This is a genomic window from Aeromicrobium sp. UC242_57 (assembly GCF_044452305.1).
Lineage (GTDB): Bacteria > Actinomycetota > Actinomycetes > Propionibacteriales > Nocardioidaceae > Aeromicrobium.
The window spans coordinates 560,653-583,928 of the sequence record NZ_JBIOAM010000002.1 but is presented as its reverse complement, the minus strand read 5'-3'; the positions used below and the strand labels follow the sequence as shown (position 1 = coordinate 583,928).

Genomic DNA, 23,276 nt, shown 5'->3' with positions numbered 1-23,276 from the left:
GTCTGCCACTCGTGGGGAAGGAGAGCTCTCGGGCCAGTTGTGGATAGAGAGTTCCGCGACGGCGCATGTGGACGGCGCACGCACCAAGCGTTCTGCCACGTACCGAGCGCTGTGACGCGCGGTGCGTGCCAAAGAGCCGAGGTCTCGTGGAAACCGACGAAGGTGGTTAGGGTCGAGGCATGGGGGATGAGATCAGGGTCGACGGGCTCGAGATGACGTACGGAGAGGTCCGGGCAGTTGACGGGGTCAGCTTCACGGTGGCGCCGGGGGAGTTCTTCGGACTCCTGGGGCCTAATGGTGCCGGCAAGACCACGACGCTCGAGATGATCGAAGGGCTGCGCAAGCCGATGGCCGGGACGGTCCGTATCGGCGAGCACGAGCCGTGGCGCCGTGAGCCGGAGCTGCAACGCCGCATGGGCGTCCAGCTCCAGTCGTCAGCCTTCTTCGAACGACTGACCGCCCGCGAACAGCTCGACACGTTCGGAGCGCTGTACGGCGTCGCGGCCGGCCGCACCGACGAGATGCTCGAACAGGTCGGGCTCGTCGACAAGGCCGACATCCGCACCGAAGACCTCTCGGGAGGCCAGAAGCAACGTCTCTCGATCGCCTGCGCGCTGATCCACGACCCGGAGGTCGTGTTCCTCGACGAGCCGACGGCCGCGCTCGACCCGCAGGCCCGCCGCAACCTCTGGGACGTGCTGCGGACCCTCAACGAGTCGGGCCGCACCGTCGTGCTGACGACGCACTACATGGACGAGGCCGAGGTGCTGTGCGACCGGGTCGCGATCATGGACGCCGGCAAGATCCTGCAGATCGACACCCCCGCAGCGCTGGTGCGCGGACTGGACGCTCCGGTCAGGATCAGCCTCGCGCCGGGCACGCTCTCGCTCGACGAGGCCCGAGCAGTCGCCGGGGCCGATCCGGTCGAGGCCGATGACTCAGGCACGACGATAACGACCCGCGAGCCATCGCGCATCCTGACCGATCTGGCCAACCGCGACGCGCTGGACGGGCTGAGCGTCCGGGGAGCCTCGCTCGAGGACGTGTTCCTCGAGCTGACCGGACGGGAGTACCGCGCATGAGAGCGTTTCGCAGCCTGGCCCGGGCGATGCTCAAGGGCTTCTTCCGCGACAAGATGGCGTTCTTCTTCGCCGTGATCTTCCCGCTGATGTTCTTGGTGCTGTTCGGTGGGATCTTCACCAACCAGGGGGCGTCGAAGGCCGAGATCATCCAGGTCGGCCCGGTGTCGATCCTCGACGAGCTGCCGGCCGGCATGAAGGGCTACGTCGCCGAGAGCCTCGACATCACCAAGTCGTCCGACCGGGCCGATGCGATCGAGCAGGTCCGCAAGGGCGATGCAGATGCGGTGATCTCGCAGGACGGCGACGAGCTCGTCGTGCGCTACTCGCAGGCCGACCAGGTCAAGGCCGCAACGGTGCAGGGCACGTTCCAGGCGATCGTCCAGTCGGCCAACATCCAGGCCACGGGGCAGCCGCCGAAGTTCACGGTCGTCAGCGACCAGGTCGAGGACGACTCGCTGTCGGCGATCCAGTACTACACGCCAGGGCTGATGGGCTGGGCCATCGCGTCAGGCGCGACGTTCGGCGCCGCGACCAACCTGGTCGTGTGGCGTCGCAACGGGCTGCTGCGCCGGCTCCGCCTCGCCCCCATCCCGACCCGTTCGGTCGTGCTGGCCCGCATCGCAGTATCGATCGCGATCGCCATCGTGCAGGCAGCGATCTTCCTCGGTGTCGGTGCGGCCTTCTTCGACCTCAAGCTGACCGGCTCGTGGCCCATGATCATCCCGCTGCTGGTGTGCGGGACGCTCGCGTTCATGGCGATCGGCCTGTTGGCCGGCGCGGTGGCCAAGAGCGAGGAGGCCGCCGTCGGGATCGCGAACTTCGTGGTGCTGCCGATGGCGTTCTTGTCGGGGTCGTTCTTCCCGCTCGACGGCGCACCCGGCTACGTCACCGCCATCAGCAAGGTGCTGCCCCTCAAGCACCTCAACGACGGGATGCTCGACACCATGGTGCGCGGTGAGGGCCCGTCGGCGGCGCTCGTGCCGATGGGGATCCTGCTGGGGGTTCGCGATCGTCGTGACGGCGATCGCCAGCCGGTTGTTCCGGTGGGACGACTGACTCAGAGCCCGCGCAGGTAGTCGGGATCGTCGTCGGGGCCGCGAGGACCCGGCGGGGGGCGTCCAACCGGTGTTCTTGGGCTTGGGTGGGGCGTCCTTCAGGTGGCCCCAGAACAGCCACAGCAGCGGCCCGGCGAACGGCACGAAGACCAGGATCGCGAGCCACACCGGCTTGGGCATCAACCTGACCTGTGCCTTGGGAGTCGCTATCAGGTCGAACAACGCGAATATCAGCATCACGACGCCGAGTGCGATCAGAACTGCCTTGCCCATGGCACCACCGTATCTGGCCTGGCACAACCAGCAGGCTGAACGTCGGGACGCACCGATTAGGCTGGGGGCATGAAGGCATTCTGGGTCTACACGCTGGCGCGCTTCGCGATCTTGTTGGTGTGCCTGACCGTCGTGTGGTCTGTCGGACAGATCTGGTTCGAGCGCACAGAGATCTTCAACATCTTCGTCCTGCTGGTCTCGCTGGTGTTGTCGTCGATCATCTCGATCTTCGCGCTGGCCGGCCTGCGCAACAAGCTGGCGCTCAACGTGCACCAGCGCGCCGAACGGATGACCGCGCGGATCGAGGAATCTCGCAGTGCCGAAGACGTCGATTGAGAGTCGGGCGTGGATTGCTGAGGCGATCCGTCGTGTGGATGCTGATGCCAATCGCAGTGCTGACACGCATCTGCATGTGTTGCCGATTCCGGTCGAGGGTGTTGACCTGTATCTGAAGGACGAGTCGGTCCATCCGACTGGGAGTCTGAAGCACCGGTTGGCTCGGTCGTTGTTCTTGTATGCGTTGTGCAATGGGTGGATCGGTCCGTCTACGACGGTCATCGAGGCCTCGAGTGGTTCGACTGCGGTCAGCGAGGCGTACTTTGCCCGGTTGATCGGGTTGCCGTTCGTGGCGGTGATGCCGGCCTCGACCAGTGTCGAGAAGATCGCGTTGATCGAGTTCTACGGTGGACGCTGTCACCTGGTCGACGATCCGGGCACCGTGTATGACGTGGCCCGTGACCTGGCTGCTGGGTGTGGTGGGCACTACATGGATCAGTTCACCTACGCCGAACGGGCCACTGACTGGCGTGGCAACAACAACATCGCCGAGTCGATCTTCGAGCAGATGGCCGCCGAGCCGCATCCCTGCCCGACGTGGATCGTGGTCAGTGCCGGTACTGGTGGCACGTCGGCCACGATCGGCCGGTTCGTGCGGTACCGCCGGTTCGCGACTCGTGTCGCGGTTGCTGACCCGGAGAACTCCGCGTTCTACGACGGGTGGCGGACCGACAGCTCGGACGTGACCACGGGTTTGCCGTCACGGATCGAGGGCATCGGCCGGATGCGGGTCGAGCCGTCGTTCGTGGGTGGGGTCGTCGACGAGATGGTCCAGGTGCCTGATGCGGCCTCGATCGCCACGATGCGGTGGGTCTCGAACATCCTGGGTCGCCGGGTCGGGGGATCGACTGGCACCAACGTGTGGGCTGCACTGGGATTGATCGGCCACATGCGGGCCGACAACCAGACCGGCAGTGTCGTGACCCTGCTGTGTGATGGCGGCGAACGGTACGAGAACACGTACTACAACGACGCCTGGCTGGCGGCCAAGAACATCGACATCACCCCGTACACGACAGCCCTGGCCGAGTTCGACCACACCGGCATCCTGCCCACCACCTGACCCGCCCCGGCTGCGTCGGCCCCGCCCGACCACACACCGAGCGTCCTTGCCACCCACCGTGCGCTGTCACGCAGGGACAGTGGCAACAACCCCAGGCCTCGTGGGAAACCGCAGCTAGGGGGTCATGGCGTGGATCGTGGCTGAGACCAGGCGTCCGTCGTCGAGGCCTACCGCCGCGGGGCTGGCGCCGTTTGTCGGTCGGTGAGCCGGGGTTGAACAGCCGCTGACCGTCCTGCTCGGTGTCCCACGGGATGTGCGAGTGGCCGAAGACGACCAGGTCGGCGTGCGGGAACCGCTGACGCATGCGCCGGGCACGCCCCTGCTTGGGCCCGCTGTCGTGGATCATCGCGACCGTGACGCCGTCGAGGTCGAGCTCGAGCACCTCGGGCGCACCCCAGGCCACGACGTCGGGGCCGTCGTTGTTGCCGGCGACGACGTGGACCGGCGCGAAGGCCGCCAGCTCGTCGAGCACCTGCGGCTGGCAGACGTCCCCGGCGTGCAGGATCAGGTCGACGTCGGTGAGCTGCGCTGCCACCGCCAGCGGCATGGCCTTCCAGAATCGCGGTGCGTGGGTGTCGGAGAGCACCGCGACCTGCAGCACGTCAGGCTCCGATGGCCAGACCCGCAGCCAGACCGGCGGCATAGACCAGCTCGGCCAGGCCGGTGTCGCGCAGCACGGGGATCAGCGCCATGCCCTGGGCCCCGGACGCGACGACGCTCGCGGCGCGTCCGATCAGGGGCAGGGCGAGCAGGCCGAGCAGGGCCCATGGCGTCGAGAACGCGGCCCAGACGAGCATCGCGATGGCCAGTGCCATCAGCAGGCCGAAGAGACGGCGAGTGTCGGCGTCGCCGAGGATCACGGCGAGGGTCTTCTTGCCGGTGACGGAGTCGGTGGGGATGTCGCGCAGGTTGTTGGCGACCAGGATCGTGCAGGCGATCGCACCGATGCCGATCGAGGCCGCGACCGCTGGTGCGGTGATGCTGCCGATCTGGACGTAGGCCGTGCCGAGCACCGCGACGAGCCCAAAGAAGATGAAGACGCTGACCTCGCCGAGCGCCCGGTAGCCGTAGGGCGACGGCCCGCCGGTGTAGGTCCATGCGGCGCCCAGGGCCGCGGCGCCGACCAGCAGCAGCCACCAGCTCGAGGTGGCGGCGAGCGCGAACCCGAGTGCTCCGCCGAGTCCGAGGAACAGCAGGGCTGCCGCCTTGACCTGGCGGGCGGGAACGAGCCCGGATCCGACGAGACGCAGCGGGCCGACGCGGTCGTCGTCGGTGCCCTTGATCCCGTCGGAGTAGTCATTGGCGTAGTTGACGCCGATCTGCAGGGCCAGGGAGACGCCGAGGGCTAGCAGGGCCTTCCACCACACGACCGAGTCGGCGAAATGCTGCGGCCCCGGTGCCTGCAACGACGGGAGCGACGGCCGCCGGGAGGGTGCGGGGACGGGCGCCGGCGATCCAGAGCTGGGTGGGAGTGAGCGAGGCAGTCATGGCTGCCCAGTCTGCCACTCGACGACATGTCAACCGTTGCTTGACGACGATTTCGACGTCAAGGTAGCGTTGACGCCATGGCTGTCGACGATGCCGAGCTCGCTGATCTCATCGCCCGCGCCGTGGCGCGCGCCGATCCGACGATCGAACGTCGCCTCGAGCAGGAGCCCCAGGCGCACCTCGATCTGGTCGTCCTGACCCGGCGTGCGCAGGAGGTCACCAACGACCTGCTCCACGATGCGGTGGCGTCGGCCCGAGCGGCCGGCGCGAGCTGGGAGGCGATCGGCTCGGCCCTGGGGATGTCACGCCAAGCCGCGCAGCAGCGCTTCGGTCGCCGGCCCGAACCGATCCCCGGCACGGCAGAGCACCGGCAGATCGTGGGCCTGACGGCGTTCAACGAGATCGAGCAGCTCAACGCCTGGGGTCGTCACGGATGGCACTCGATCCCGCTTCGGGCCGTTGTTCCACGACGTCCAGCTGTCGGCCGTTCAGTGGGAGCATGCACGCACGGTGATCGGCGGGCGCAAGGCCAAGGAGCTCGAGAGCTCCGGGTGGGAGCGGATCGGCTCGTCGTGGTTCCCGTGGGTCTACTTCAAGCGCCCGCTCGACCTGCCCGCCGAACCTGGAGAGCCGCAGTGACCGCATCGCTTCGACCCGTGACTGGCAGTCCGCGGGACGTCTTCGCGCTCGTGCAGCAGTGGGTCCGCGACGCTGGTGACCCGGTCGTGGTCCGGACGTCCGGCAGCACCGGCAAGCCGAAGGACGTCGTGCTGTCGCACGCGGCGATGCTGGCGTCTGCCCACGCGACCCTCGACCGACTGGGTGGTCCGGGGGGATGGCTCCAGGCCATGCCCGTGACCGGTGTGGGGGGTCTCCAGGTGCTGGTCCGTTCGGCTCTGGCGGGCCTCGAACCGGTCTTCGTCGACGAGCATCCGTCCCTGGCCGAGGCGGTCGCCGCAATTCCCGGCGAGCGCCGCTATGCCTCGCTCGTGCCGACCCAGGTGCACCGCGTGCTCGAGAGCGGCGCGGGCGACGTCCTGGAGGAGCTCGATGCCTTGCTGATCGGTGGTGCGTCGACCCCGCAGGACCTGCTCGACCGGTTGCCCGGCGTCAACGTCGTGCGGACGTACGGCATGAGCGAGACCTGCGGAGGCTGCGTCTACGACGGGCTGCCGCTCGACGGCGTCAGCGTGCGCCTCGACGAGCAGGGTCAGGTGCTGCTGTCGGGGCCGATGCTGTTCGACGGCTACGCCGACCCTGCTGCAACCGCAGCGGTCATGCGCGACGGCTGGTTCCTGACGGCCGACCTGGGTGAGCTGGTCGACGGCCGGCTGCGCATCACGGGACGCCGCGACGACGTCGTGATCAGCGGCGGGGTCAACATCTCGCTGCCCGCCGTGACCGCCGCTCTTCGGCAGCTCGACGGTGTCCGTGACGCGGTGGCCGTCGGGGTCGACGACCCGGAGTGGGGTGCGCGGGTCGTGGGCTACCTGGTTCCGGACGACGCCGTGTGCCTCGATGGGCTACGCCTCGACGAGGTCCGCGACGCCGTCGAGGAGTCGGGTCTGCCCCGCACCTGGGCGCCCCGCGAGGTCCGGCTCCTCGATGCGCTGCCGCTGCTGCCCGGCGGCAAGATCGACCGCCAGTCCCTGAAGCGGTGACACAGCGACGTATCGGGGGTCCGGACAGGTCGCTATGTCACCGCCCTGGGGTCAGGCGTGGGCGATGGCGTCGGCGATCGGCGTCGGACCGCTGACGACCTCCCACTGCTTGTGGTGCGTGGCCGGATTCGGCAGCACCGCCGCCACAAGAGCCGCGACGTCGGCGCGAGGAATCTGCTCGCGCTCGACCTGCTCGGCCAAGGTGATGTGACCCGTCGGAGGGCCGTCGGTGAGACCGCCGGGACGGATGATGGTCCAGTCGAGGTCGCTGGCCCGCAGGGCGATGTCGGCGTCGCGCTTGGCCTCGACATAGGCGACCCAGGTCGGGTCGGCGCCGTGGTCGATCGGCTTGTCGACGCTGATCGCCGAGATCTGCACGAATCGCCGGACTCCTGCAGCGGTCGCACCGGCGATCGACTTCAGCGAGCCACCGAGGTCGACGGTCTTCTTGCGTGCGGCATTGCCGTCCGGTCCGCCGCCAGCAGCGAAGACCACGGCATCTGTTCCGGCGAAGGCAGCGGCGAAGGCTTCATCGCCGGATGCCTCGATGTCGAGCAGGACGACCTCGGCGCCGAGTGCCTCCAGACGCGGGGCATGGTCGGGATTGCGGACCAGGCAGACGGGAACGTGCCCGTCAGCGACCAGCAGGGGGACGAGGAGGCGGGCGATCTTGCCATGGCCTCCGACAATCGCGATACGGCTCATGAACCCAACCTACGGACCTGCCGGTAAGTTGCCAGTTGTGCAGCCGCGAACCTTCTCCATCCCGATGCCGACGAAGTTCCGCGGCATCACGCGGCGAGAAGGGATGATCTTCGAGGGACCTGCAGGCTGGGCGGAGTTCAGCCCGTTCCTCGACTACGACGCCCGCGAGAGCGCGCCCTGGCTCGCCGCCGCGATCGCCTCGGCCGAGCAGGACTGGCCGGTGGCACTGCGCAGCCAGATCCCGGTCAACTGCACCGTCCCGGCGGTCGGAGCTGCGCAGGCGGCGCAGATCGTCTCGGCCAGCGGGTGCGGCACCGCCAAGGTCAAGGTCGCCGAGAAGGGACAGTCGCTCGCCGACGACATCGCCCGGGTCGAGGCGGTGCGCGATGCGCTCGGACCGCACGGCAAGGTGCGGGTCGACGCCAACGGCGGATGGACGGTCGACGAGGCAGTCGCAGCGATCCGCGCCCTCGACGCCGCCGCAACGGGTCTGGAGTACGTCGAACAACCCTGCGCCACGGTCGAGGACCTCGCTGCGGTACGTCGCCGGGTCGACGTCCCGATCGCTGCCGATGAGTCGATCCGCCGGGCCGATGATCCGTTCCGGGTGGTCGAGCTCGACGCTGCTGACATCGCCGTCCTCAAGGTCGCGCCGCTCGGCGGGGTGCACGCCTGCCTGCGCATCGCCGATCAGATCGGTCTGCCCGTCGTGGTCTCCAGCGCAGTCGACACCTCGATCGGACTGGCTGCAGGGCTGGCTCTCGCGGCCGCGCTGCCGGAGCTGCCGTACGCGTGCGGCCTCGGCACGACCTCCTTGCTCGACGGAGACGTCGTCGCCCACCCGCTCGTGCCGGTCGACGGCTTCTTGCCGGTCGGCCGCCAGGTGCTCGACCTCGACGCCTACGACGCCGTCGCCGCAGACGGTGAGACCGACGCCCGTTGGCAAGCACGGTTCTCGGCTGTTCGGGCGGTGCTGTCATGAGCGAGCAACGTGCTGTCGGTGTCGCACGCCGGTTCATCGGCGCGATGCTCGGCTGGCACGTCACCGACGCCGTGCTCGCACCCGGATCGCGTTCTGGCCCGCTGGCCCTGGCGCTCGCCGCCGCAGACGAGCAGGGACTGATCCGGCTGCACGTGCGGGTCGACGAGCGGGAGGCGGGGTTCCTCGCGCTCGGCCTGGCCAAGGCGTCGGGTCGGCTGGTCCCGGTCATCACGACATCGGGCACGGCGGTCGCCAACCTGCACCCGGCGATGCTCGAGGCCGTGCACGCCGACGTCCCGGTGCTGGCGGTCACCGCTGATCGTCCCGCGCGCTTGCGGGGGACCGGCGCCAACCAGACCACCGATCAACGGGAGATCTTCCCGGGACTGCCGTTCGTCGATCGGGTCAAGGCGATCAACGGCGGTCCAGGTCATCTGAACCTCGAGCCTCGAGGAGCCGTTGATCGAGCCGATCGACTGGGACTTCCCGAACACCATGTCGATGGGGCTTGCCTGGCAGGAGATACCGCGGGAGACGCTGGAGCTCGGCCCCCGCACCGTCGTCGTCGCCGGCGACGACGCCCAGCAGCCGGCCCGCATCCTGGCCCGGGACGCCGGGTGGCCGCTGCTGGCCGAGCCCACGTCCGGGTCGCGCAACGGCGAGGCGCTGGTGTCGTACCGCCAGGTGCTGGCCCACTCGCCCCTGGCCGAGCAGATCGAGCGGGTCGTCGGCTTCGGCCACGCGACGTTGACCCGGCCGGTGACTCAGCTGCTGGCGCGTACTGACATCGAGATCATCCACGTCGGGTCGCAGGCCACCTACCCGGTTCCGGCTGGGCCGAACGTCCGGTTCGTCGAGCAGACCCTGCTGTCGAAGCAGCAGACCGGTGGCGCTCCGGCGCGGCTGGGCGGGCTAGAGACCGACGGCACCGACGATCCGGCCTGGTTGCAGGCCTGGCAGGACGCCGACGCTGCCGCGACCGCGGCGATCGACGCCGAGCTCGACGGCTCGACCCCGTACGACCTGGCGAAGGCGGTCAACGCGGCGATCCCGCCGGGCGGTCTGCTCTTCGTCGGTGCATCCAGCCCCATCCGCGACCTCGACCTGGTGGCCCGGCCGTACGTCGTGGGGGAGAAGCGGCTCATCATCGCCAACCGGGGGCTGGCCGGCATCGACGGGACCCTCTCCACGGCGATCGGTGCTGCACTGGCACGAGAGTCGACCCGCGCAATCGCCTACGTCGGGGACCTGACGTTCCTGCACGGCAGCAACGGCCTGCTGATCGGCCCGTCCGAGCCGCGACCCGATCTCACGATCGTCATCGCCTCCGACGACGGCGGCAGCATCTTCACGACGCTCGAACAAGGTGCTCCGGAGTACGCGGCGTCGTTCGAGCGGGTCTACGCGACCCCGACCGGCGCCGACATCGGCCGGTTGTGCGCGGGTTACGGCGTACCGCACCAGGTAGTCGCGGTGGCCGACGTGGCTCAGGTGCTGGCCGAGGAGGTCTCAGGGATCCGGGTCGTCGAGGTGCCGGTCGACCGCACGAGGCGGCGAGAGCTGGACGCACGTATCAGCGCTGCGGTGCGGAACGAGCTGACACCGTGACACTGGTTGTGTCAGCGACATACTCGCAGTAGGTTTGTGGCCTGGGTCACCCAGCGAACCCGCCGAGAGGAAGTCATGGCAGACGAGCGCTTCGACTACATCGTGATCGGTGCTGGCAGCGCAGGCGGAGTCATCGCCGCGCGGCTGACCGAAGATCCTCAGGTCAACGTCCTCCTGCTGGAGGCCGGCCCCGCCGATGACGACGACATGATCCACATGCCGTTGGGCTTCTCGACGTTGTTCAAGACCAAGTGGGACTGGAACTACGAGACGACCCCGCAGAAGCACCTCGCAGGTCGGCGGGCCTACTGGCCTCGGATGAAGGCCCTCGGCGGATGCTCGTCGATGAACGCCATGATCTACATCCGCGGCAATCATGCCGACTACGACGAGTGGCGCGACGCCTACGGTGCCACCGGGTGGGGCTTCGACGATGTCCTGCCCTACTTCACGAAGTCCGAGGCCAACACCCGGCTCGGCGGTCCGTTCCACGGCCAGGACGGTCCGTTGCACGTCGAGGACCGCGGCTACAACCACGAGCTCAGCACAGCGTTCATCGAGGCCGGCGTGGCCGCGGGGCTCAAGCGCAACGACGACTTCAACGGCGCTGGCCAAGAGGGCGTCGGGCCCTACCAGGTCACGTGCAAGAAGGGCCGACGCTGGTCGGTCGCCGACGCCTACATCCATCCGGCCGAGGACCGGCCCAACTTGACGGTGCTGACCGAGGCCTTCGTGACGTCGATCGTCCTCGACGGAACCAGGGCGGTGGGAGTCGCCTACCGGCACGGCGGGCAGTCGCACGTCGTGCGCGCCGAGGGCGAGATCGTGCTGAGCGGCGGAGCCATCAACAGCCCGCAGCTGCTGATGCTGTCAGGCATCGGACCCGGTGCGCACCTGCGCGACGTCGGCGTCGAGGTCAAGGTCGAGTCGTCCGGCGTGGGGCAGAACCTGCAGGACCACCCCGTCTCGGGCATCCTCAGCTACACCAAGGACACTTCCGACATCGCCGAGATGCTCGGGCTGGGCAACTTGCTGAAGTGGAAGGCCACGGGCAAGGGCCCGCTGAGCTCCAACGTCGCCGAGACCGGTGCCTTCTTCAGCTCACGCGACGACCTCGATCTGCCCGACATCCAGCTACACGTCGCGCCCACCGGCTTCTACGACAACGGCATGCACGAGCCGGTGCGACGAGCCCTGACGACGGCCGTGACGCTGGTCAACGTGCAGAGCAAGGGCCACGTCAGGCTGCGGTCGACCGATCCGACCTGGCACCCCGAGATCGATCCGGGTTACTTCGACGACCGCTCCGACCTCGACGCGATGATCGCCGGATTCCGGCGTGCCAACGACGTGCTGCGCCAGGGCCCCATCGCGCGGTTCATCGACGAGCCGTGGGTTCCGGCATCGGCCGACCCGACCGACGACGAGATCATCGAGGCGATCGGGCAGCTCGCCCAGACGCTCTACCACCCTGTTGCGACCTGCGCGATGGGCACGATCGAGGGCAGCGTCGTCGATCCTGAGCTCAAGGTCCACGGCGTCGAAGGCCTCCGGGTCGCTGACGCCCCCGTCATGCCGCGCGTTCCCCGCGGCAACACCAACGCCCCCACCATCATGATCGGCGAGAAGTGCGCCGACCTCATCAAGGAGTCACGATGACCGCGACGCTCGATCCCGCAACCGAAGCCGGCACCCCCGAGACCTTCGACTCGCTGAACCCCGCCAACGGCGACGTCGTCGGCACTTATCCCGTCCACGGCAAGAGCGACGTCGACGAGACCGTCGCGCGTGCTCGCGAGGCCTCCGACTGGTGGGGCAACCTGACGTTCGCCGAACGCGCCGAGTACCTGCTGACCTGGCGCAGCGTCATCACCCGCCGCATCGCCCAGCTCGCCGACGTGTCGCACCGCGAGACCGGCAAGCCGCACGGTGACGCCCAACTCGAGATCATCCTGGCGATCGACCACATCGCCTGGGCGGCCAAGAACGCCAAGAAGGTGCTCGGCCCCCGCAAGGTCAGCTCAGGTCTGCTGATGGCCAACCAGGCCTCCAGCGTCGAGTACAAGTCGCTCGGTGTCGTCGGGGTCATCGGCCCGTGGAACTACCCGGTCTTCACGCCCGTGGGTTCGATCGCCTACGCGCTGGCGGCCGGCAACGCGGTCGTGTTCAAGCCCAGCGAGTACACGCCCGGCGTCGGCACCTGGCTCGTCGACTCGTTCACCGAGGTCGTCCACGGCCGAGCCGTGCTGCAGGTCGTCACCGGCTTCGGCCCGACCGGCAACGCGCTGTGCACCGCCGACATCGACAAGCTGGCGTTCACCGGATCGGGCCCGACCGGCAAGAAGGTCATGGCCGCCTGCGCCGAGAACCTCACCCCCGTCGTGATCGAGGCCGGCGGCAAGGACTCCATGATCGTCGACCAGGACGCCGACATCACCAAGGCCGCTGAGGCCGCGCTGTGGGGCGGCATGTCGAATGCCGGTCAGACGTGCGTCGGCACCGAGCGGGTCTACGTCCACGAGAAGGTCTTCGACTCGTTCGTCGCCGAGATCCTCGACCAGGCCAAGGGGCTGAAGGCCGAGGAGGGCGGCAAGATCGGACCCATCACGATGCCGTCCCAGCTCGACGTCATCAAGCGGCACATCGACGACGCGATCGCCAAGGGCGCCAACGTCGCGCTCGGTGGCGCCGACGCGGTGGGCGAGCGTTTCGTCCAGCCCACGATCCTGACCCACGTGCCCGAAGACTCCACCGAGATGACCGAGGAGACCTTCGGCCCGACCCTCGCGATCAACCCGTCGCCAGCATGGACGAAGCCGTCGCCCGCACCAACGCCACCGAGTACGGCCTGGCCGGTGCGGTGTTCTCGAAGAAGAACGGCGTCGAGATCGCGCGCCGGGTTCGGTCGGGCATGACGTCGGTCAACTCCGTCATCGCCTTCGCGGGCGTCCCCACGCTGCCGTTCGGCGGTGTCGGCCAGTCGGGCTTCGGGCGCATCCACGGACCCGACGGGCTCAAGGAGTTCACCTACGCCAAGTCGATCACCCGACAGAAGTTCAAGCCCGTCATGATGCTGACGTCATTCGCCCGTGACGCCAAGACCGACGGAAAGGTCGTCCAGCTCATCACGCTGCTGCACGGGGGGAAGAAGACGCTCAAATGGATCGCCACGCTCGCTCGGCCCTTGGTGAGGTAGCAGGCTGGCGAATCTAGGACATCTGTCCGATGTGGGGGGCTACCTCAGGCGGCGACGGTGGATACATGATTATCGACCCGCAGTCCTTCATCCCACTCGAGATGGACCGTCACCTGGCGGCGGCCCGCGCAGCACAGTTCGCCCGTGAGCACCGCTCACCGCGGCGCAGCGGTCCACGACGTGGTCTCCGGCTGCGCCTGGCGGCCTGGATCACCGGTCGCGCCATCCACGCGTGAGGTCCGAGCCTGCCGAGATGTCCGAGCCATCGGCCATCATGGAGGACATGGCACACGATCGGAAGCCCTCCACGCCGCTCGTCGGGCGGCGCGCTGAGCTCGACGTGCTGCTGGCGCACGCCGGGGTGACCGACGCCGATGCGCGCGATGTCGTGCTCCTCGGCGGCGACGCCGGCATCGGCAAGACCCGGCTGCTCCGCGAGCTGGGCGTTCGAGCGCGGGAGGCAGGGCACCGTGTGCTGGCCGGTCATTGCCTCGACCTCGGAGACAGTGCCCTGCCGTACCAGCCGTTCGCCGACGCCCTCTCGCGACTCGGCGACGACGAACGAGACTACCTGGCACAGCGGTTCCCGGCACTAGGTCCTCTCCTGCCTTGGCCGTCCCCAGCACCTGGCCCCGGAGTCGAACGGGCAGAGCTTCGCGTCGGTCGTCGCGGGACTCGATGCGTTGGCCGCTGAGCAGCCGGTGCTGCTGGTGCTCGAAGACGCGCACTGGGCCGATGCCTCGACCCGGCACCTCATCAGGTACGTGCTGTCCCAGGGGTTCCGCGGCCCCGTCCACGTCGTGATCAGCTACCGCTCCGACGATCTGCACCGTCGCCACCCGCTGCGTCAGGCCATCGCCGAGTGGGTCCGGCTGGCCGGCGTGCGACGCATCGAGCTCGACCCGTTGGCCGATGCCGACGTCGTCGACCTGGTGCGCACCCGCACCGCTGTCGGGCTGGCGGCCGACGAGGTGCGAGCCGTGGTGCAGCGGGCCGCCGGCAATGCGTTCTACGTCGAAGAGCTGCTCGATGCGGGACTCGACGACCACCGGTCGACTCTTCCCGAGACGCTGAGCGATCTGCTGCTGGTCAGGCTCGAGCGGCTCGACGACCCGGCACGACGGCTGGTCCGCGCGGCATCGGTCACCGACGGCCGTGAGGGCTTCGCGGCGCTGGCGGCTGCGGCCGGGCTCAGCGACATCGAGCTCGACGCCGCACTCGGTGTGGCGGTCGACCACAAGGTGCTGCGCCGCACCGAGCAGGACAGCACCGAGCAGATCAACTTCGTGTTCCGGCACGCGCTGCTCGGTGAGGCCGTGCGCGACGACCTGCTGCCAGGCGAGCGTCGGCGTATCCACGCGGCCTTCCTCGACGCGCTCGACGACTCGACACCGGCCGCGACGGTGGCCAGGCACGCCATGGCCGCCGGAGAGCGCACGGTGGCCTTCCATGCCACGGTCCGTGCTGCCGAGGATGCCCGACGGGTCGCCGGCTACGACGAGGCCGCCCAGCACTACGAGCATGCGCTCGGGCTGATCGACGCGGCACCTGAGGGCACCGACGAGGTCGACCTGGTCATCGCCGCCTCGCTCGCCCTCATGACCTCGGGTCAGCTGATCCGGGCGTTGGAGCTGTTGCGCGACCACGATCGTCAGCTCGACGTCCTCCACTCCCGGACATGATCACGGGCGGCTCCTGGTCACGATCGGCGACATCGCGTACTTCGCGAGTCTCGACACCGAGGCCGAAGAGGCCAGTCGCGAGGCCGTGCAGGTGGTGCTCGACGAGCCCACGGTCCTGCGCGGACAGGCCGCTGGGCTGCGGGCACGGGTCCTGGCCAACAAGCGGCGAGACGACGAGGCCATCAGCTGGGTGAGCGGGCGCTGGCCATCGGTGAGCAGATCGGTGCCGACAACGTGATCGCCGACGCCAAGGCCACGTTGACCCGGTTGATGCTGCGCTCGGGTGCCGATCCCGAGAAGACCAAGATCGCCTTCCGCGAGGTCGTCGCCGACTCTCGTGCCTCCGGCCACGTGCTGGGCGAGCTGCGCGGCCTGCGCCAGCTGGCCTTCGTCCACTACAACGCCGGCGAGCTCGACGAGGCCGAAGCCGTCTTCGCCGAAGGCATGCGCCGAGCTGACGAGACGGGCTGGTCGTGGGGGCCGTATGGCTTCGACGGGCGGTTCTTCGGCGCGCTGGTCGCCTACATCCGGGGCCGGTGGGACCGTGTGCTGGAGCTCTGCGCAGTCAGTCCGATGGCGCCGGCCGATGCGCGGGCGGGTCTTGCCGCGGTCGCCTTGCCGGTGGCTGCTGCCAGGGGAGAGGTGGGCCAGATCGAGCAGACCCTCCCGATGCGATCGTTGTGGCAGCACGACGAAGCCTCCGCGATCCACAGCGGCGCCGCCTTGATCGAGCTCTACGGCCTGCGCGGCGATCTTGGGGATGCGCGCCGGGTCTACGACGACGTGGTCGGGCTACACGTGTCGGTGTGGGACGACCCCGACTTCCCGGGTCGCATCCGGCTCGCCTCGATGCTGGTCGGCCAGTACGCGTCGGCGGTCGGTCGACTCGACCGTGCGCATCGTGACGACCTCCTGGCCCAGCTGCCCGAGCTGACCATCGAGGTCGAGCGTGCCGTCACGGCGACCACGCCATTCGGCCCCGAGGGCGCTGCCTGGTGGTTGAGGTTCCAGGCAGAGGCCGCCCGGCTGACGTGGCTGAGCGTCGACGCCCCGACCGATGCAGATGAGGTCGCGTCGTTGTGGCAGTCGACCTACGACGCCTTCACGGCGCTGGGCGAGCCGTACGAGGCGGCGAGATCAGCCGCCCGATGGGCGCAGGTGCTGCTCGCGTCCGGGCACGATGCGCAGGCCGCAGACCTGGTCGCCCTGGCCCGCGAGACTGCTGTCCGTCTCGGTGCCGAGCCGCTGCTCGCCTCCCTCCCGCGTGTCGCCACGCGGGCTGTGCGACCAGACGTCGACCTCACGCCGCGTGAACGCGAGGTGCTGCTGCAGGTGGCGGCGGGTCACAGCAACGGCGAGATCGGCTCGTTGCTGTTCATCAGCACCAAGACGGTCTCGGTGCACGTGTCCAACATCCTGGCCAAGCTGGGTGCCGCGAGTCGCACCGAGGCAGCCGCGATCGGCCGGCGCAAGGGCCTGCTCGACTGACGTCAGCTGCGATCAGGCAGGTGCGTTGGCGATCTCGAAATGAGCCAGGGCCTCGCCGAAGATCGCTGACTCGTCGTCGCCGAACTCCTGGCGGATCAGCCGATGTCCCGTCTCGATGATGTGGCGGTGCATCGAGCGCGTCGCCCCGGCGGCGTCGTGGGCGCGCACGAGCTGGAGCAAGCTCGACGTGAGGCTCGAGGATCTCTTCGATCGACTCGCTCTGGTTGGCGGTCGAGACCCCTTTGCTGAGCACGATGTTGCGCAGTCCGTTCGACGAACTCGGCGAGTCGGTCGTTGCCGCTGATCGTCAGCAGCGTGCGGTGGAACTGCCGGTCCGCGCGCAGGAAGGTCTCAGCATCCTGGCCGTCCATCGCCTGGCGCATCCGCTCGATGTCGGCCTCGAGAGCGGCGATGTCGTCGTCGGTCGCGAGGACGGCTGCGGCGCGGGTCGCCGGCACTTCGAGCAGCAGGCGCAGCGAAAAGATCTGCCGGAGCTCCTCTGCGGTGGTCCCGAGGACGATGAAGCCGCGGTTGCGGTGCACGCGCACCATGCCGTCCGCGGCGAGCCGGATCACGGCCTCGCGCACCGGCGTGCGTGAGACGCCGAGCCGGTCAGCCACGGTGTGCACGGCGTGCAGCGTGTCGGGCTCGAGGTCGCCGTTGAGGATCGCGGTCCGCAGGGCTGCGGTGGCTCGATCGGCCATGGACCCTTCACTGGCCAACGGCTGCATATCTCTCCGATCGTCTGCGGGCCGCCCGGAAGGCTTTCCCGTGCTCGTCCCTGTACGCCGATCGTAACGGTTGCGTTTCGTTTCGCGATCAGTATTGACGCTTTGGGATGTGGAGTGTTGTATGTTACACGTCAAACACTGTGCGCCACACCACTCTCTGACTCTGCAAGGAGCACCATGAACCGACTCACGACGCGCCCCCTCGGCGCCGGAATTCGCCGGAAGGCCGCGATCATCGCCTTGGCCGCCGGCCTGCTGCGCTCCGCTTGCGGCGTGCGGCGGACTCTCAGCCGACGGCGGCAGCGACGCGAAGGACTCGACTGCCTCCTACACCGAGCTGCGCACCGGCAAGGCAGAGAGCGCGGCTGACAAGGCCGTGCTCGACAAGCTGCCGTCCTCGGTGCGCGACACCTACGCCGGTTTCTGGCACGCCACGCGCGTCGGTCCCGATCCGTACGCCGACTGGACGCCGTCGAAGGCGCCGTGGAAGTTCTGCTACTCCAGCGCCTACCAGGGCAACTCGTGGCGCCAGGAAGGTCTGACCGTGGCGAAGAACATCGTCGCGGACCTGCAGAAGAAGGACCTCGCCGACGGACCGCTGCTCGTCTCCGACGCCAACAACAACGCGAGCCTGCAGGCCACCCAGATCACCACGATGGTCCAGAAGGGCTGCGACGTCATCCTCGTGATGCAGCCGCCGACGGTCGGCGTGTGCAAGGCCTTCGACACGGCCCAGAAGGCCGGGGTCCTCGTGGTGGTCATGCAGACCGGCACCGACTGCACCAACGTCATCCAGTCCGACTTCGGTGCCTACTACGCGGGCCAGACCTCGGCGAAGTGGCTCGTCGACCAGGTCGGCGACGCCAAGGGCTCGATCGTCATGTGTGACGGCATCCCCGGCGTCGCAGCAGCTGAAGCCCGCCAGGCAGGCGCAGCCGACGTGTTCAAGCAGGCCGGCCTGAAGGTCGACCACATCACCGGCGAGTGGACGCCGTCGACGATCAAGTCGCAGATGCTGAGCTTCCTGAGCACCAACCAGGGTGCTGTGGCCGGTGTGTGGGACGGCGGAGTGTGCGCCGTGCCCGTGACGCAGGCTTTCCAGCAGGCCGACCGTGACCTTCCCTGGGTCACCGGTTTCGAAGGTGCGTGCTCGTGGCTGGCCAGCTGGGACAAGACCGGCAAGGACTCGATCGGATTCGCCGGCGGAGCCGGTCAGGGCGTCAACGAGGCCCTGAAGGTCGCGATGCGCATGCTCGCGGGACAGAAGCCGAAGTACAACACGCTGCTGTACCCGTTGGCGCAGATCGACTCGACCAACGTCGACCAGTACCTGAAGCCGGGCATGACGCTGAACAGCGCCTGCAACGCGCAGCCCGCAGAGGGCGAGTCCGTCCCGGACTCGTACTACGACGACCTGTTCACCGGTGACGGCAAGCCCGCGACGTTCGACGCGGCGCTCGCTGACCTGCCGATCAAGTAGGGACCCCGGTCATGACCAGCCCCACGATTCACCAGACGTCCCCCTCGGCGTCGTCGACCACCAGTCGACGACGCCGGGGGGCGGCGGTCCGCTTCTCGTCTATCTCGCCCCCGTGGCGATGTTCTTGGTGCTCGCGGTCGCGACGCCTGATGTGCTGTCGCGGACCGGAATCATGTCGTTGCTCGTGCTGTCGTCAGTGCTGGGCATCGCGGCGGTCGGTCAGACCTGGGCCGTCATGATCGCGGGGATCGACCTGTCGATCCCCGCGACGATCGGCATGGCGAACGTGCTGCTGACGACGCTGTACGCCAAGGGATGGGGATTCGGCGAGATCGTCCTCCTCCTGATCGTGCTGTCGTTGGCGATCGGCATCGCCAACGGTGTCCTGTCGAGCCTGTTCGGGCTGCATCCGCTGGTCGTGAGCCTCGGCGTTGCCTCGGTCGTGACAGGCGGTGTCCTGATCGCTGTCGACGGCAACACCGGCGGCGACGTCCCCGGCTTCATCACCGATGCCGTCTCGCCGAAGGGCTCATTCCTCGGCATCCCACTTCCGGCGGCGTTCTTCGTCTGGATGCTGGTCCTGGTGCTCGTCATCGTGGTCGAGCGCAGGACCGTCATCGGCCGCCACGTCTATGCGCTCGGTTCGAATGTCACCGCGTCACGGCTCGCGCTGGTGCGTCCGATGGTCGTGCGTGTCGTCGTCTACAGCGTCAGCGCCCTGTGCGCGAGCGTCGCGGGCGTCCTGCTGGCTGGTTTCAGCGGTGGGGCGTCGGTCGACATCGGCGATCCGTACCTCTTCTCGACCATCACGGCCGTCGTCGTCGGAGGCACGTCCCTGCTGGGCGGTGCCGGCAGCTATGCCCGGACCGTGGCAGGCGTTCTCGTCACGACCGAGTTCACGACGCTGCTGATCGGCTTCAAGATCGGTCCCAACATGCAACAGGTGATGCTCGGCGTGGCGATCCTCGCGCTCATCACCGTCTACGGGCGCGACCGCCACGTCGCGCAACGTCTCTGAGAGGCCACCATGACTCATCCACCACTGGTCGAGCTGGCCGGAATCACTCATCGTTACGGCGCGACGGTTGCGCTGAACGGCTGCCGGCTCGACATCCGCCCCGGCGAGATCCATGGTCTCGTCGGCGAGAACGGCTCCGGCAAGAGCACCGTCGTCAAGCTGCTCAGCGGCATCATGCGACCGACCGAGGGCGCTGTGCGGGTCGACGGGCAGGACGTCATCCTGCGTTCGCCGGCTCAAGCCCAACGCCACGGGATCCTCACGGTGTTCCAGGAGACCTTGATCTCCGACGAGTGCTCGGGGCTCGACAACGTCTTCGCCGGGACGGACGGACTGTTCCGGCGCGCCCGTAGCCGATCGGCCGAGCCGCCGCCGCCACGGAGGTCGTCGAGCGGCTGGGCGCCTCGGCATCCATCCTGACGGCGTCGCCGTACGGCCTGTCGCTCGCTGAGCGGCAGGTGCTGACGCTGACTCGTGCGTTGGTGCGGCCGTGGCGGGTGCTGATCCTCGACGAGGCGACCTCTGCCCTCGACCTGGGCACCCGTGATCGGCTCTTCGAGCTGCTCGACGAGGGGCGGGCCGATGGCCGAAGCGTGCTGTTCGTCTCGCACCGCATGGACGAGCTCGAGATCCTCATCGATCGCGCGACGGTCCAGCGTTCGGGGCGCACGATCGGCACAGTCGACCGCGCCGAAGCCACGCCGTCGCGTCTGCTCGCGATGATGGACGGCCGCAGCGAGTCCGAGCACCAGGCTGCCGCAACCTCGGCGCCACGCGTCTTGCCCGACCGCGGCGATGCGGCTCGGTGTCGAGGTGTGGCCCTCGCCGACGACGCGCAGCCGTTCGACCTCGCGGTGCGCCGGGGCGAGATCCTGGGCGTCGCCGGTCTGGACGGCCACGGCGGCGTGCCGCTGGTCGAGACCTTCGCCGGTGTGCGAAGCCCGGCGCAGGGTGTCGTCGAGCTCGACCGGGACGGGGCGTGGACGTCGATCCGCGGCTACCGGCGCGCCGTCGATGCGGGGATCGCCTACGTTCCTGGCAAGCGTCAGGAAGAGGGGCTGTTCCGCACGCTGGACGTCCAGGACAACCTCGCGATGGCGACGTACCGACGTCATGCACGATGGGGTCTCATCAGCCCGTCGGCAGTGACCGCGGTCGTGCGCTCGCAGATGCGCCGACTCGGGGTCGTGCCCGACGATCCGAGCTATCCGATCACCGGGCTCAGCGGCGGCAACGCCCAGAAGGTCCTGGTCGGTCGCTGGCTGGCGTCCGACCCCGACCTGCTGGTGCTGAACGATCCCCTGCGCGGGGTCGACATCGGCACGAAGCGCGACTTCTACGCCTTGCTGCGTGAGCTGACCGAAGACGGCATGACCGTCGTGATGCTCTCGACCGAGATCGAGGAGCTGCTGACGTCGTGCGACCGCATCGCGGTGTGTCACGACCAGTCCGTGGCCGCCGTCCTGGAGGACGACGAGATGACCTATGACGCAGTGCTGTCGTCGATGTTCGGCCAGTCGGTCGAGCGCGTGACCACCGGAAGACTCGTGACCACAGAAAGGGCAGACGCATGACGACGATCGAGCGGAGCCCGGTGCGGCGAACCCGCCAGGTGCCCTATTTCGTGCCCGCGGCGATCGCGGTGCTGCTGATGATCGTGGTGACGGCGCTCAAGAGCAGTCAGTTCCTCGATGGCGGCTGGAAGCTCGTGCTGGTTTACGCGTCTCCGTTGATCCTGCTGGCGATGGCGCAGGCTCCGGTCGTCCTCAGCGGTGGCGGCGGCCTCGACATGTCGGTCGGTCCGGCTGCCGGGCTGGTCAGCGTCGTGCTGGCTGCCGTGCTGATCGCCCACAACATCTCGGTGGCCTGGATCATCGTGGCCGCAGCGGTCGTGGTCGGTGCGGCGATCGGCGCGCTCAATGGGACGCTCGTGGCATTCGTGCGCATCCCGCCGATCATCGCGACGCTCGCGACGTACCTGGTGTTCGCCGGGATCGCGACCCAGGTGCTGGCGTCGCCGACGGGTGCGCTGCCGGAGTGGATGAACTGGTTCACCGACACCGGAGGGATCGTGCCCAACGTCTTGTGGGTCGTGCTTCTCGTCGGTGCGGCGTGGTGGCTGCTGACCCGGACGGCGTACTGGCGAAACCTGCGGATGGTCGGCTCGAACGATCGGGCCGCCTACACCGCAGGGGTGCCGGTGACGGCTGTGCGGTTCACCGCCTACGTCCTGACCGGGGTCATGGCCGGAATCGCAGGACTCGTCCTGACCGCCGTGCTGGGCGGTGCCGACTCAACGGTCGGGCCGACCTACACGATGCTGGCGATCGCGGCCGTCGCCCTGGGTGGAGTGAGCCTTGCAGGCGGACGTGGCGGCCTGCTCGGTGCCGCGTGTGGCGCCGTGCTGCTCTTCCTCATCCAGAACTACCTGACTCTCACCGAGGCGTCCTCCTTCGTGCTGGAGGCGGCCTACGGCGTCGTGCTCGTCGTGGCCATCGTGGTCAACGGCGCTTGGGACCACCGAAGGAAGAACCGATGACTCTCACATCCACCGACCCGATCGTGCGGGTCGCGGCGGGCCAGATCGGCTCCGTTCCGGGCGAGGCCGACAAGAACACGATCCGGACCCTCGAGGTCATGGCGGAGGCTCACGACCGCGGTGTCCAGCTGCTCGTGATGCCCGAGTGCGGGTTGACCGGCTACGTGTTCGAGACGGCCGCGGAGTCCCGGGCAGCGGCGGTCACGCTGGACGGACCCGAGGTGCGGCGCATCGCCGAAGCCGCTGACGGCTCGCGATCCACGTCGTGATCGGCTTCCTCGAGCTCGACGGCGACCTCCTGCGCAACACGGCGGTGCTGCTGGGCCCCGGGGGAGTCATGGCGACCTATCGCAAGACCCACCTGCCGCACCTGGGCGCCGACCGGTTCGTCACGCCGGGCGACAACGAGCCGGTGCTGGTCGAGACGCCGTTGGGCGTCGTCGGGCTCAGCATCTGCTACGACCTGCGCTTTCCCGAGTGGGCCCGCTGCCTGGCGCTCGGCGGCGCCGACATCATCGCCAATCCGACGAACTGGCCGGCACCAGCCGAGCGGGTCGCGGAGCTGTTCACCCGGGGTGCGGGCCGCCGAGAACCACGTCTTCGTGATTGCGGCGAACCGGGGCGACGAGGAACACGGCGCTCAGTTCATCGGGCGCAGCCAGGTCATCGATCCGACCGGTAGCGTCTTGGCATCGGTCGAGCGTGAGGAAGGGCTCATCGTCGTGGACATCCAGCCTGCCAGCGCGCGGCTCAAGGACGTCCACGTGCCGGAGGTCGACTTCGCGATCTCCTTGTTCGGCGATCGCCGCCCGGCGCTCTACGGCGCCATCAGCAAGACCGATCCATTGACTGCCCGGCAGGCCGAGGGCACGGACGAGAGGAACTGACC

General features: G+C 68.6%; 26 protein-coding genes and 3 pseudogenes. 24 read left to right on the top strand and 5 right to left on the bottom strand.

The window, feature by feature from the left end:
* The first annotated feature begins 179 nt into the window (after positions 1-179).
* Positions 180-1,082 (top strand): ABC transporter ATP-binding protein, encoded by a 903-nt coding sequence (locus ACHMWU_RS08370; RefSeq protein WP_396042718.1) that lies wholly within the window; start codon positions 180-182, stop codon positions 1,080-1,082.
* On the top strand, positions 1,079-2,158 hold the full coding sequence (locus ACHMWU_RS08365) for an ABC transporter permease (protein ID WP_396042716.1): 1,080 nt from the start codon (positions 1,079-1,081) through the stop codon (positions 2,156-2,158). Before ACHMWU_RS08370 ends, ACHMWU_RS08365 begins: the two co-directional genes overlap by 4 nt.
* Positions 2,159-2,254: 96 nt before the next feature.
* Here the strand turns inward: ACHMWU_RS08365 and ACHMWU_RS08360 are convergent.
* Positions 2,255-2,374, bottom strand: a pseudogene (locus ACHMWU_RS08360) (PLDc N-terminal domain-containing protein); the annotation flags it as partial.
* A 105-nt stretch (positions 2,375-2,479) separates the two neighbouring features.
* Here ACHMWU_RS08360 and ACHMWU_RS08355 point away from each other — a divergent pair.
* Both ACHMWU_RS08355 and ACHMWU_RS08350 read left to right on the top strand, forming a co-directional pair.
* Positions 2,480-2,746, top strand: coding sequence for a DUF4229 domain-containing protein (locus ACHMWU_RS08355; RefSeq protein ID WP_396042714.1), 267 nt, complete (start codon positions 2,480-2,482; stop codon positions 2,744-2,746).
* The gene (locus ACHMWU_RS08350) at positions 2,727-3,809 is read left to right on the top strand and encodes a PLP-dependent cysteine synthase family protein (RefSeq protein ID WP_396042712.1); all 1,083 of its coding nucleotides are present in this window, start codon (positions 2,727-2,729) and stop codon (positions 3,807-3,809) included. The genes ACHMWU_RS08355 and ACHMWU_RS08350 overlap by 20 nt, the downstream gene beginning before the upstream one ends.
* Here ACHMWU_RS08350 and ACHMWU_RS08345 read toward each other — a convergent pair.
* Positions 3,748-4,410: a metallophosphoesterase family protein gene (locus ACHMWU_RS08345; RefSeq protein ID WP_396042710.1), complete on the bottom strand. Its 663-nt coding sequence runs from the start codon at positions 4,408-4,410 to the stop codon at positions 3,748-3,750. The two genes, ACHMWU_RS08350 and ACHMWU_RS08345, sit on opposite strands and share 62 nt — an antisense overlap.
* A 1-nt stretch (position 4,411) precedes the next feature.
* Positions 4,412-5,297: pseudogene (locus tag ACHMWU_RS08340) on the bottom strand (1,4-dihydroxy-2-naphthoate polyprenyltransferase).
* A gap of 77 nt (positions 5,298-5,374) precedes the next feature.
* Here ACHMWU_RS08340 and ACHMWU_RS08335 point away from each other — a divergent pair.
* Positions 5,375-6,958 (top strand): AMP-binding protein, encoded by a 1,584-nt coding sequence (locus ACHMWU_RS08335; RefSeq protein ID WP_396042708.1) that lies wholly within the window; start codon positions 5,375-5,377, stop codon positions 6,956-6,958.
* Between the two features lie 51 nt (positions 6,959-7,009).
* Here the strand turns inward: ACHMWU_RS08335 and ACHMWU_RS08330 are convergent, their stop codons facing one another.
* On the bottom strand, positions 7,010-7,663 hold the full coding sequence (locus tag ACHMWU_RS08330; RefSeq protein ID WP_396042706.1) for an SDR family oxidoreductase: 654 nt from the start codon (positions 7,661-7,663) through the stop codon (positions 7,010-7,012).
* A gap of 37 nt (positions 7,664-7,700) precedes the next feature.
* Between ACHMWU_RS08330 and ACHMWU_RS08325 the strand changes: the two genes are divergently transcribed.
* The 10 genes and pseudogenes from ACHMWU_RS08325 (at position 7,701) to ACHMWU_RS08280 (ending at position 16,619) form a co-directional block, all read left to right on the top strand.
* Complete coding sequence (locus ACHMWU_RS08325) at positions 7,701-8,645, top strand: o-succinylbenzoate synthase (protein ID WP_396042704.1); 945 nt, start codon at positions 7,701-7,703, stop codon at positions 8,643-8,645.
* Entirely contained in the window at positions 8,642-9,430 is a 789-nt protein-coding gene (locus ACHMWU_RS08320) for a thiamine pyrophosphate-binding protein (protein ID WP_396042702.1), read from the top strand. Before ACHMWU_RS08325 ends, ACHMWU_RS08320 begins: the two co-directional genes overlap by 4 nt.
* Entirely contained in the window at positions 9,315-10,253 is a 939-nt protein-coding gene (locus ACHMWU_RS08315; RefSeq protein ID WP_396042700.1) for a thiamine pyrophosphate-dependent enzyme, read from the top strand. Before ACHMWU_RS08320 ends, ACHMWU_RS08315 begins: the two co-directional genes overlap by 116 nt.
* 75 nt (positions 10,254-10,328) lie before the next feature.
* Positions 10,329-11,912 carry a GMC family oxidoreductase gene (locus tag ACHMWU_RS08310; RefSeq protein ID WP_396042698.1) on the top strand — a complete coding sequence of 528 codons (1,584 nt, stop codon included), beginning with the start codon at positions 10,329-10,331 and terminating at the stop codon, positions 11,910-11,912.
* Positions 11,909-13,449 (top strand): annotated as a pseudogene (locus ACHMWU_RS08305) (aldehyde dehydrogenase family protein). Before ACHMWU_RS08310 ends, ACHMWU_RS08305 begins: the two are co-directional and overlap by 4 nt.
* 65 nt (positions 13,450-13,514) lie before the next feature.
* A complete protein-coding gene (locus tag ACHMWU_RS08300) occupies positions 13,515-13,685 on the top strand; it encodes a hypothetical protein (RefSeq protein WP_396042696.1) in 171 nt (56 codons plus the stop codon).
* A 47-nt stretch (positions 13,686-13,732) separates the two neighbouring features.
* Entirely contained in the window at positions 13,733-14,143 is a 411-nt protein-coding gene (locus tag ACHMWU_RS08295) for an ATP-binding protein (protein WP_396042694.1), read from the top strand.
* Positions 14,133-15,131: an ATP-binding protein gene (locus ACHMWU_RS08290; RefSeq protein WP_396042692.1), complete on the top strand. Its 999-nt coding sequence runs from the start codon at positions 14,133-14,135 to the stop codon at positions 15,129-15,131. Before ACHMWU_RS08295 ends, ACHMWU_RS08290 begins: the two co-directional genes overlap by 11 nt.
* An 85-nt stretch (positions 15,132-15,216) precedes the next feature.
* Positions 15,217-15,369: a hypothetical protein gene (locus tag ACHMWU_RS08285; RefSeq protein ID WP_396042690.1), complete on the top strand. Its 153-nt coding sequence runs from the start codon at positions 15,217-15,219 to the stop codon at positions 15,367-15,369.
* Positions 15,366-16,619 carry a LuxR C-terminal-related transcriptional regulator gene (locus tag ACHMWU_RS08280; RefSeq protein WP_396042687.1) on the top strand — a complete coding sequence of 418 codons (1,254 nt, stop codon included), beginning with the start codon at positions 15,366-15,368 and terminating at the stop codon, positions 16,617-16,619. Before ACHMWU_RS08285 ends, ACHMWU_RS08280 begins: the two co-directional genes overlap by 4 nt.
* A gap of 95 nt (positions 16,620-16,714) precedes the next feature.
* On the opposite strand, the gene ACHMWU_RS08275 is transcribed toward ACHMWU_RS08280, so the two are convergent.
* A complete protein-coding gene (locus ACHMWU_RS08275) occupies positions 16,715-17,323 on the bottom strand; it encodes a GntR family transcriptional regulator (RefSeq protein WP_396042685.1) in 609 nt (202 codons plus the stop codon).
* Positions 17,324-17,527: 204 nt separating this feature from the next.
* On the opposite strand from ACHMWU_RS08275, the gene ACHMWU_RS08270 reads away from it, so the two are divergent.
* The 9 genes from ACHMWU_RS08270 to ACHMWU_RS08230 all read left to right on the top strand — a co-directional run bounded on the left by ACHMWU_RS08270 (position 17,528) and on the right by ACHMWU_RS08230 (position 23,274).
* Positions 17,528-17,719, top strand: coding sequence for a hypothetical protein (locus ACHMWU_RS08270; RefSeq protein ID WP_396042683.1), 192 nt, complete (start codon positions 17,528-17,530; stop codon positions 17,717-17,719).
* Between the two features lie 7 nt (positions 17,720-17,726).
* Positions 17,727-18,830: a substrate-binding domain-containing protein gene (locus tag ACHMWU_RS08265; RefSeq protein ID WP_396042681.1), complete on the top strand. Its 1,104-nt coding sequence runs from the start codon at positions 17,727-17,729 to the stop codon at positions 18,828-18,830.
* A gap of 118 nt (positions 18,831-18,948) precedes the next feature.
* Entirely contained in the window at positions 18,949-19,848 is a 900-nt protein-coding gene (locus ACHMWU_RS08260) for an ABC transporter permease (protein ID WP_396043033.1), read from the top strand.
* A gap of 9 nt (positions 19,849-19,857) precedes the next feature.
* Positions 19,858-20,268, top strand: coding sequence for an ATP-binding cassette domain-containing protein (locus ACHMWU_RS08255; RefSeq protein WP_396042679.1), 411 nt, complete (start codon positions 19,858-19,860; stop codon positions 20,266-20,268).
* Positions 20,269-20,306: 38 nt separating this feature from the next.
* Positions 20,307-21,422, top strand: a complete 1,116-nt coding sequence (locus ACHMWU_RS08250; RefSeq protein WP_396042677.1) for an ATP-binding cassette domain-containing protein — start codon at positions 20,307-20,309, stop codon at positions 21,420-21,422.
* The gene (locus tag ACHMWU_RS08245; RefSeq protein ID WP_396042675.1) at positions 21,419-22,387 is read left to right on the top strand and encodes an ABC transporter permease; all 969 of its coding nucleotides are present in this window, start codon (positions 21,419-21,421) and stop codon (positions 22,385-22,387) included. The genes ACHMWU_RS08250 and ACHMWU_RS08245 overlap by 4 nt, the downstream gene beginning before the upstream one ends.
* Entirely contained in the window at positions 22,384-22,656 is a 273-nt protein-coding gene (locus ACHMWU_RS08240; protein WP_396042673.1) for a nitrilase-related carbon-nitrogen hydrolase, read from the top strand. The genes ACHMWU_RS08245 and ACHMWU_RS08240 overlap by 4 nt, the downstream gene beginning before the upstream one ends.
* On the top strand, positions 22,653-23,069 hold the full coding sequence (locus tag ACHMWU_RS08235; protein WP_396042671.1) for a carbon-nitrogen hydrolase family protein: 417 nt from the start codon (positions 22,653-22,655) through the stop codon (positions 23,067-23,069). Before ACHMWU_RS08240 ends, ACHMWU_RS08235 begins: the two co-directional genes overlap by 4 nt.
* Positions 22,963-23,274, top strand: coding sequence for a nitrilase-related carbon-nitrogen hydrolase (locus ACHMWU_RS08230; protein WP_396042669.1), 312 nt, complete (start codon positions 22,963-22,965; stop codon positions 23,272-23,274). The genes ACHMWU_RS08235 and ACHMWU_RS08230 overlap by 107 nt, the downstream gene beginning before the upstream one ends.
* Positions 23,275-23,276 lie beyond the last annotated feature (2 nt).

What these genes read in the sequence shown, in the direction of transcription:
- ACHMWU_RS08255 (WP_396042679.1), top strand. Translation starts at nt 19,858, where the DNA reads ATGACTCATCCACCACTGGTCGAGCTGGCCGGAATCACTCATCGTTAC.
- ACHMWU_RS08300 (WP_396042696.1), top strand. Translation starts at nt 13,515, where the DNA reads ATGATTATCGACCCGCAGTCCTTCATCCCACTCGAGATGGACCGTCAC.
- ACHMWU_RS08365 (WP_396042716.1), top strand. Translation starts at nt 1,079, where the DNA reads ATGAGAGCGTTTCGCAGCCTGGCCCGGGCGATGCTCAAGGGCTTCTTC.
- ACHMWU_RS08275 (WP_396042685.1), bottom strand. Translation starts at nt 17,323, where the DNA reads ATGGCCGATCGAGCCACCGCAGCCCTGCGGACCGCGATCCTCAACGGC.
- ACHMWU_RS08370 (WP_396042718.1), top strand. Translation starts at nt 180, where the DNA reads ATGGGGGATGAGATCAGGGTCGACGGGCTCGAGATGACGTACGGAGAG.
- ACHMWU_RS08330 (WP_396042706.1), bottom strand. Translation starts at nt 7,663, where the DNA reads ATGAGCCGTATCGCGATTGTCGGAGGCCATGGCAAGATCGCCCGCCTC.
- ACHMWU_RS08270 (WP_396042683.1), top strand. Translation starts at nt 17,528, where the DNA reads ATGAACCGACTCACGACGCGCCCCCTCGGCGCCGGAATTCGCCGGAAG.
- ACHMWU_RS08320 (WP_396042702.1), top strand. Translation starts at nt 8,642, where the DNA reads ATGAGCGAGCAACGTGCTGTCGGTGTCGCACGCCGGTTCATCGGCGCG.
- ACHMWU_RS08245 (WP_396042675.1), top strand. Translation starts at nt 21,419, where the DNA reads ATGACGACGATCGAGCGGAGCCCGGTGCGGCGAACCCGCCAGGTGCCC.
- ACHMWU_RS08240 (WP_396042673.1), top strand. Translation starts at nt 22,384, where the DNA reads ATGACTCTCACATCCACCGACCCGATCGTGCGGGTCGCGGCGGGCCAG.
- ACHMWU_RS08295 (WP_396042694.1), top strand. Translation starts at nt 13,733, where the DNA reads ATGGCACACGATCGGAAGCCCTCCACGCCGCTCGTCGGGCGGCGCGCT.
- ACHMWU_RS08355 (WP_396042714.1), top strand. Translation starts at nt 2,480, where the DNA reads ATGAAGGCATTCTGGGTCTACACGCTGGCGCGCTTCGCGATCTTGTTG.
- ACHMWU_RS08335 (WP_396042708.1), top strand. Translation starts at nt 5,375, where the DNA reads ATGGCTGTCGACGATGCCGAGCTCGCTGATCTCATCGCCCGCGCCGTG.
- ACHMWU_RS08310 (WP_396042698.1), top strand. Translation starts at nt 10,329, where the DNA reads ATGGCAGACGAGCGCTTCGACTACATCGTGATCGGTGCTGGCAGCGCA.
- ACHMWU_RS08260 (WP_396043033.1), top strand. Translation starts at nt 18,949, where the DNA reads ATGTTCTTGGTGCTCGCGGTCGCGACGCCTGATGTGCTGTCGCGGACC.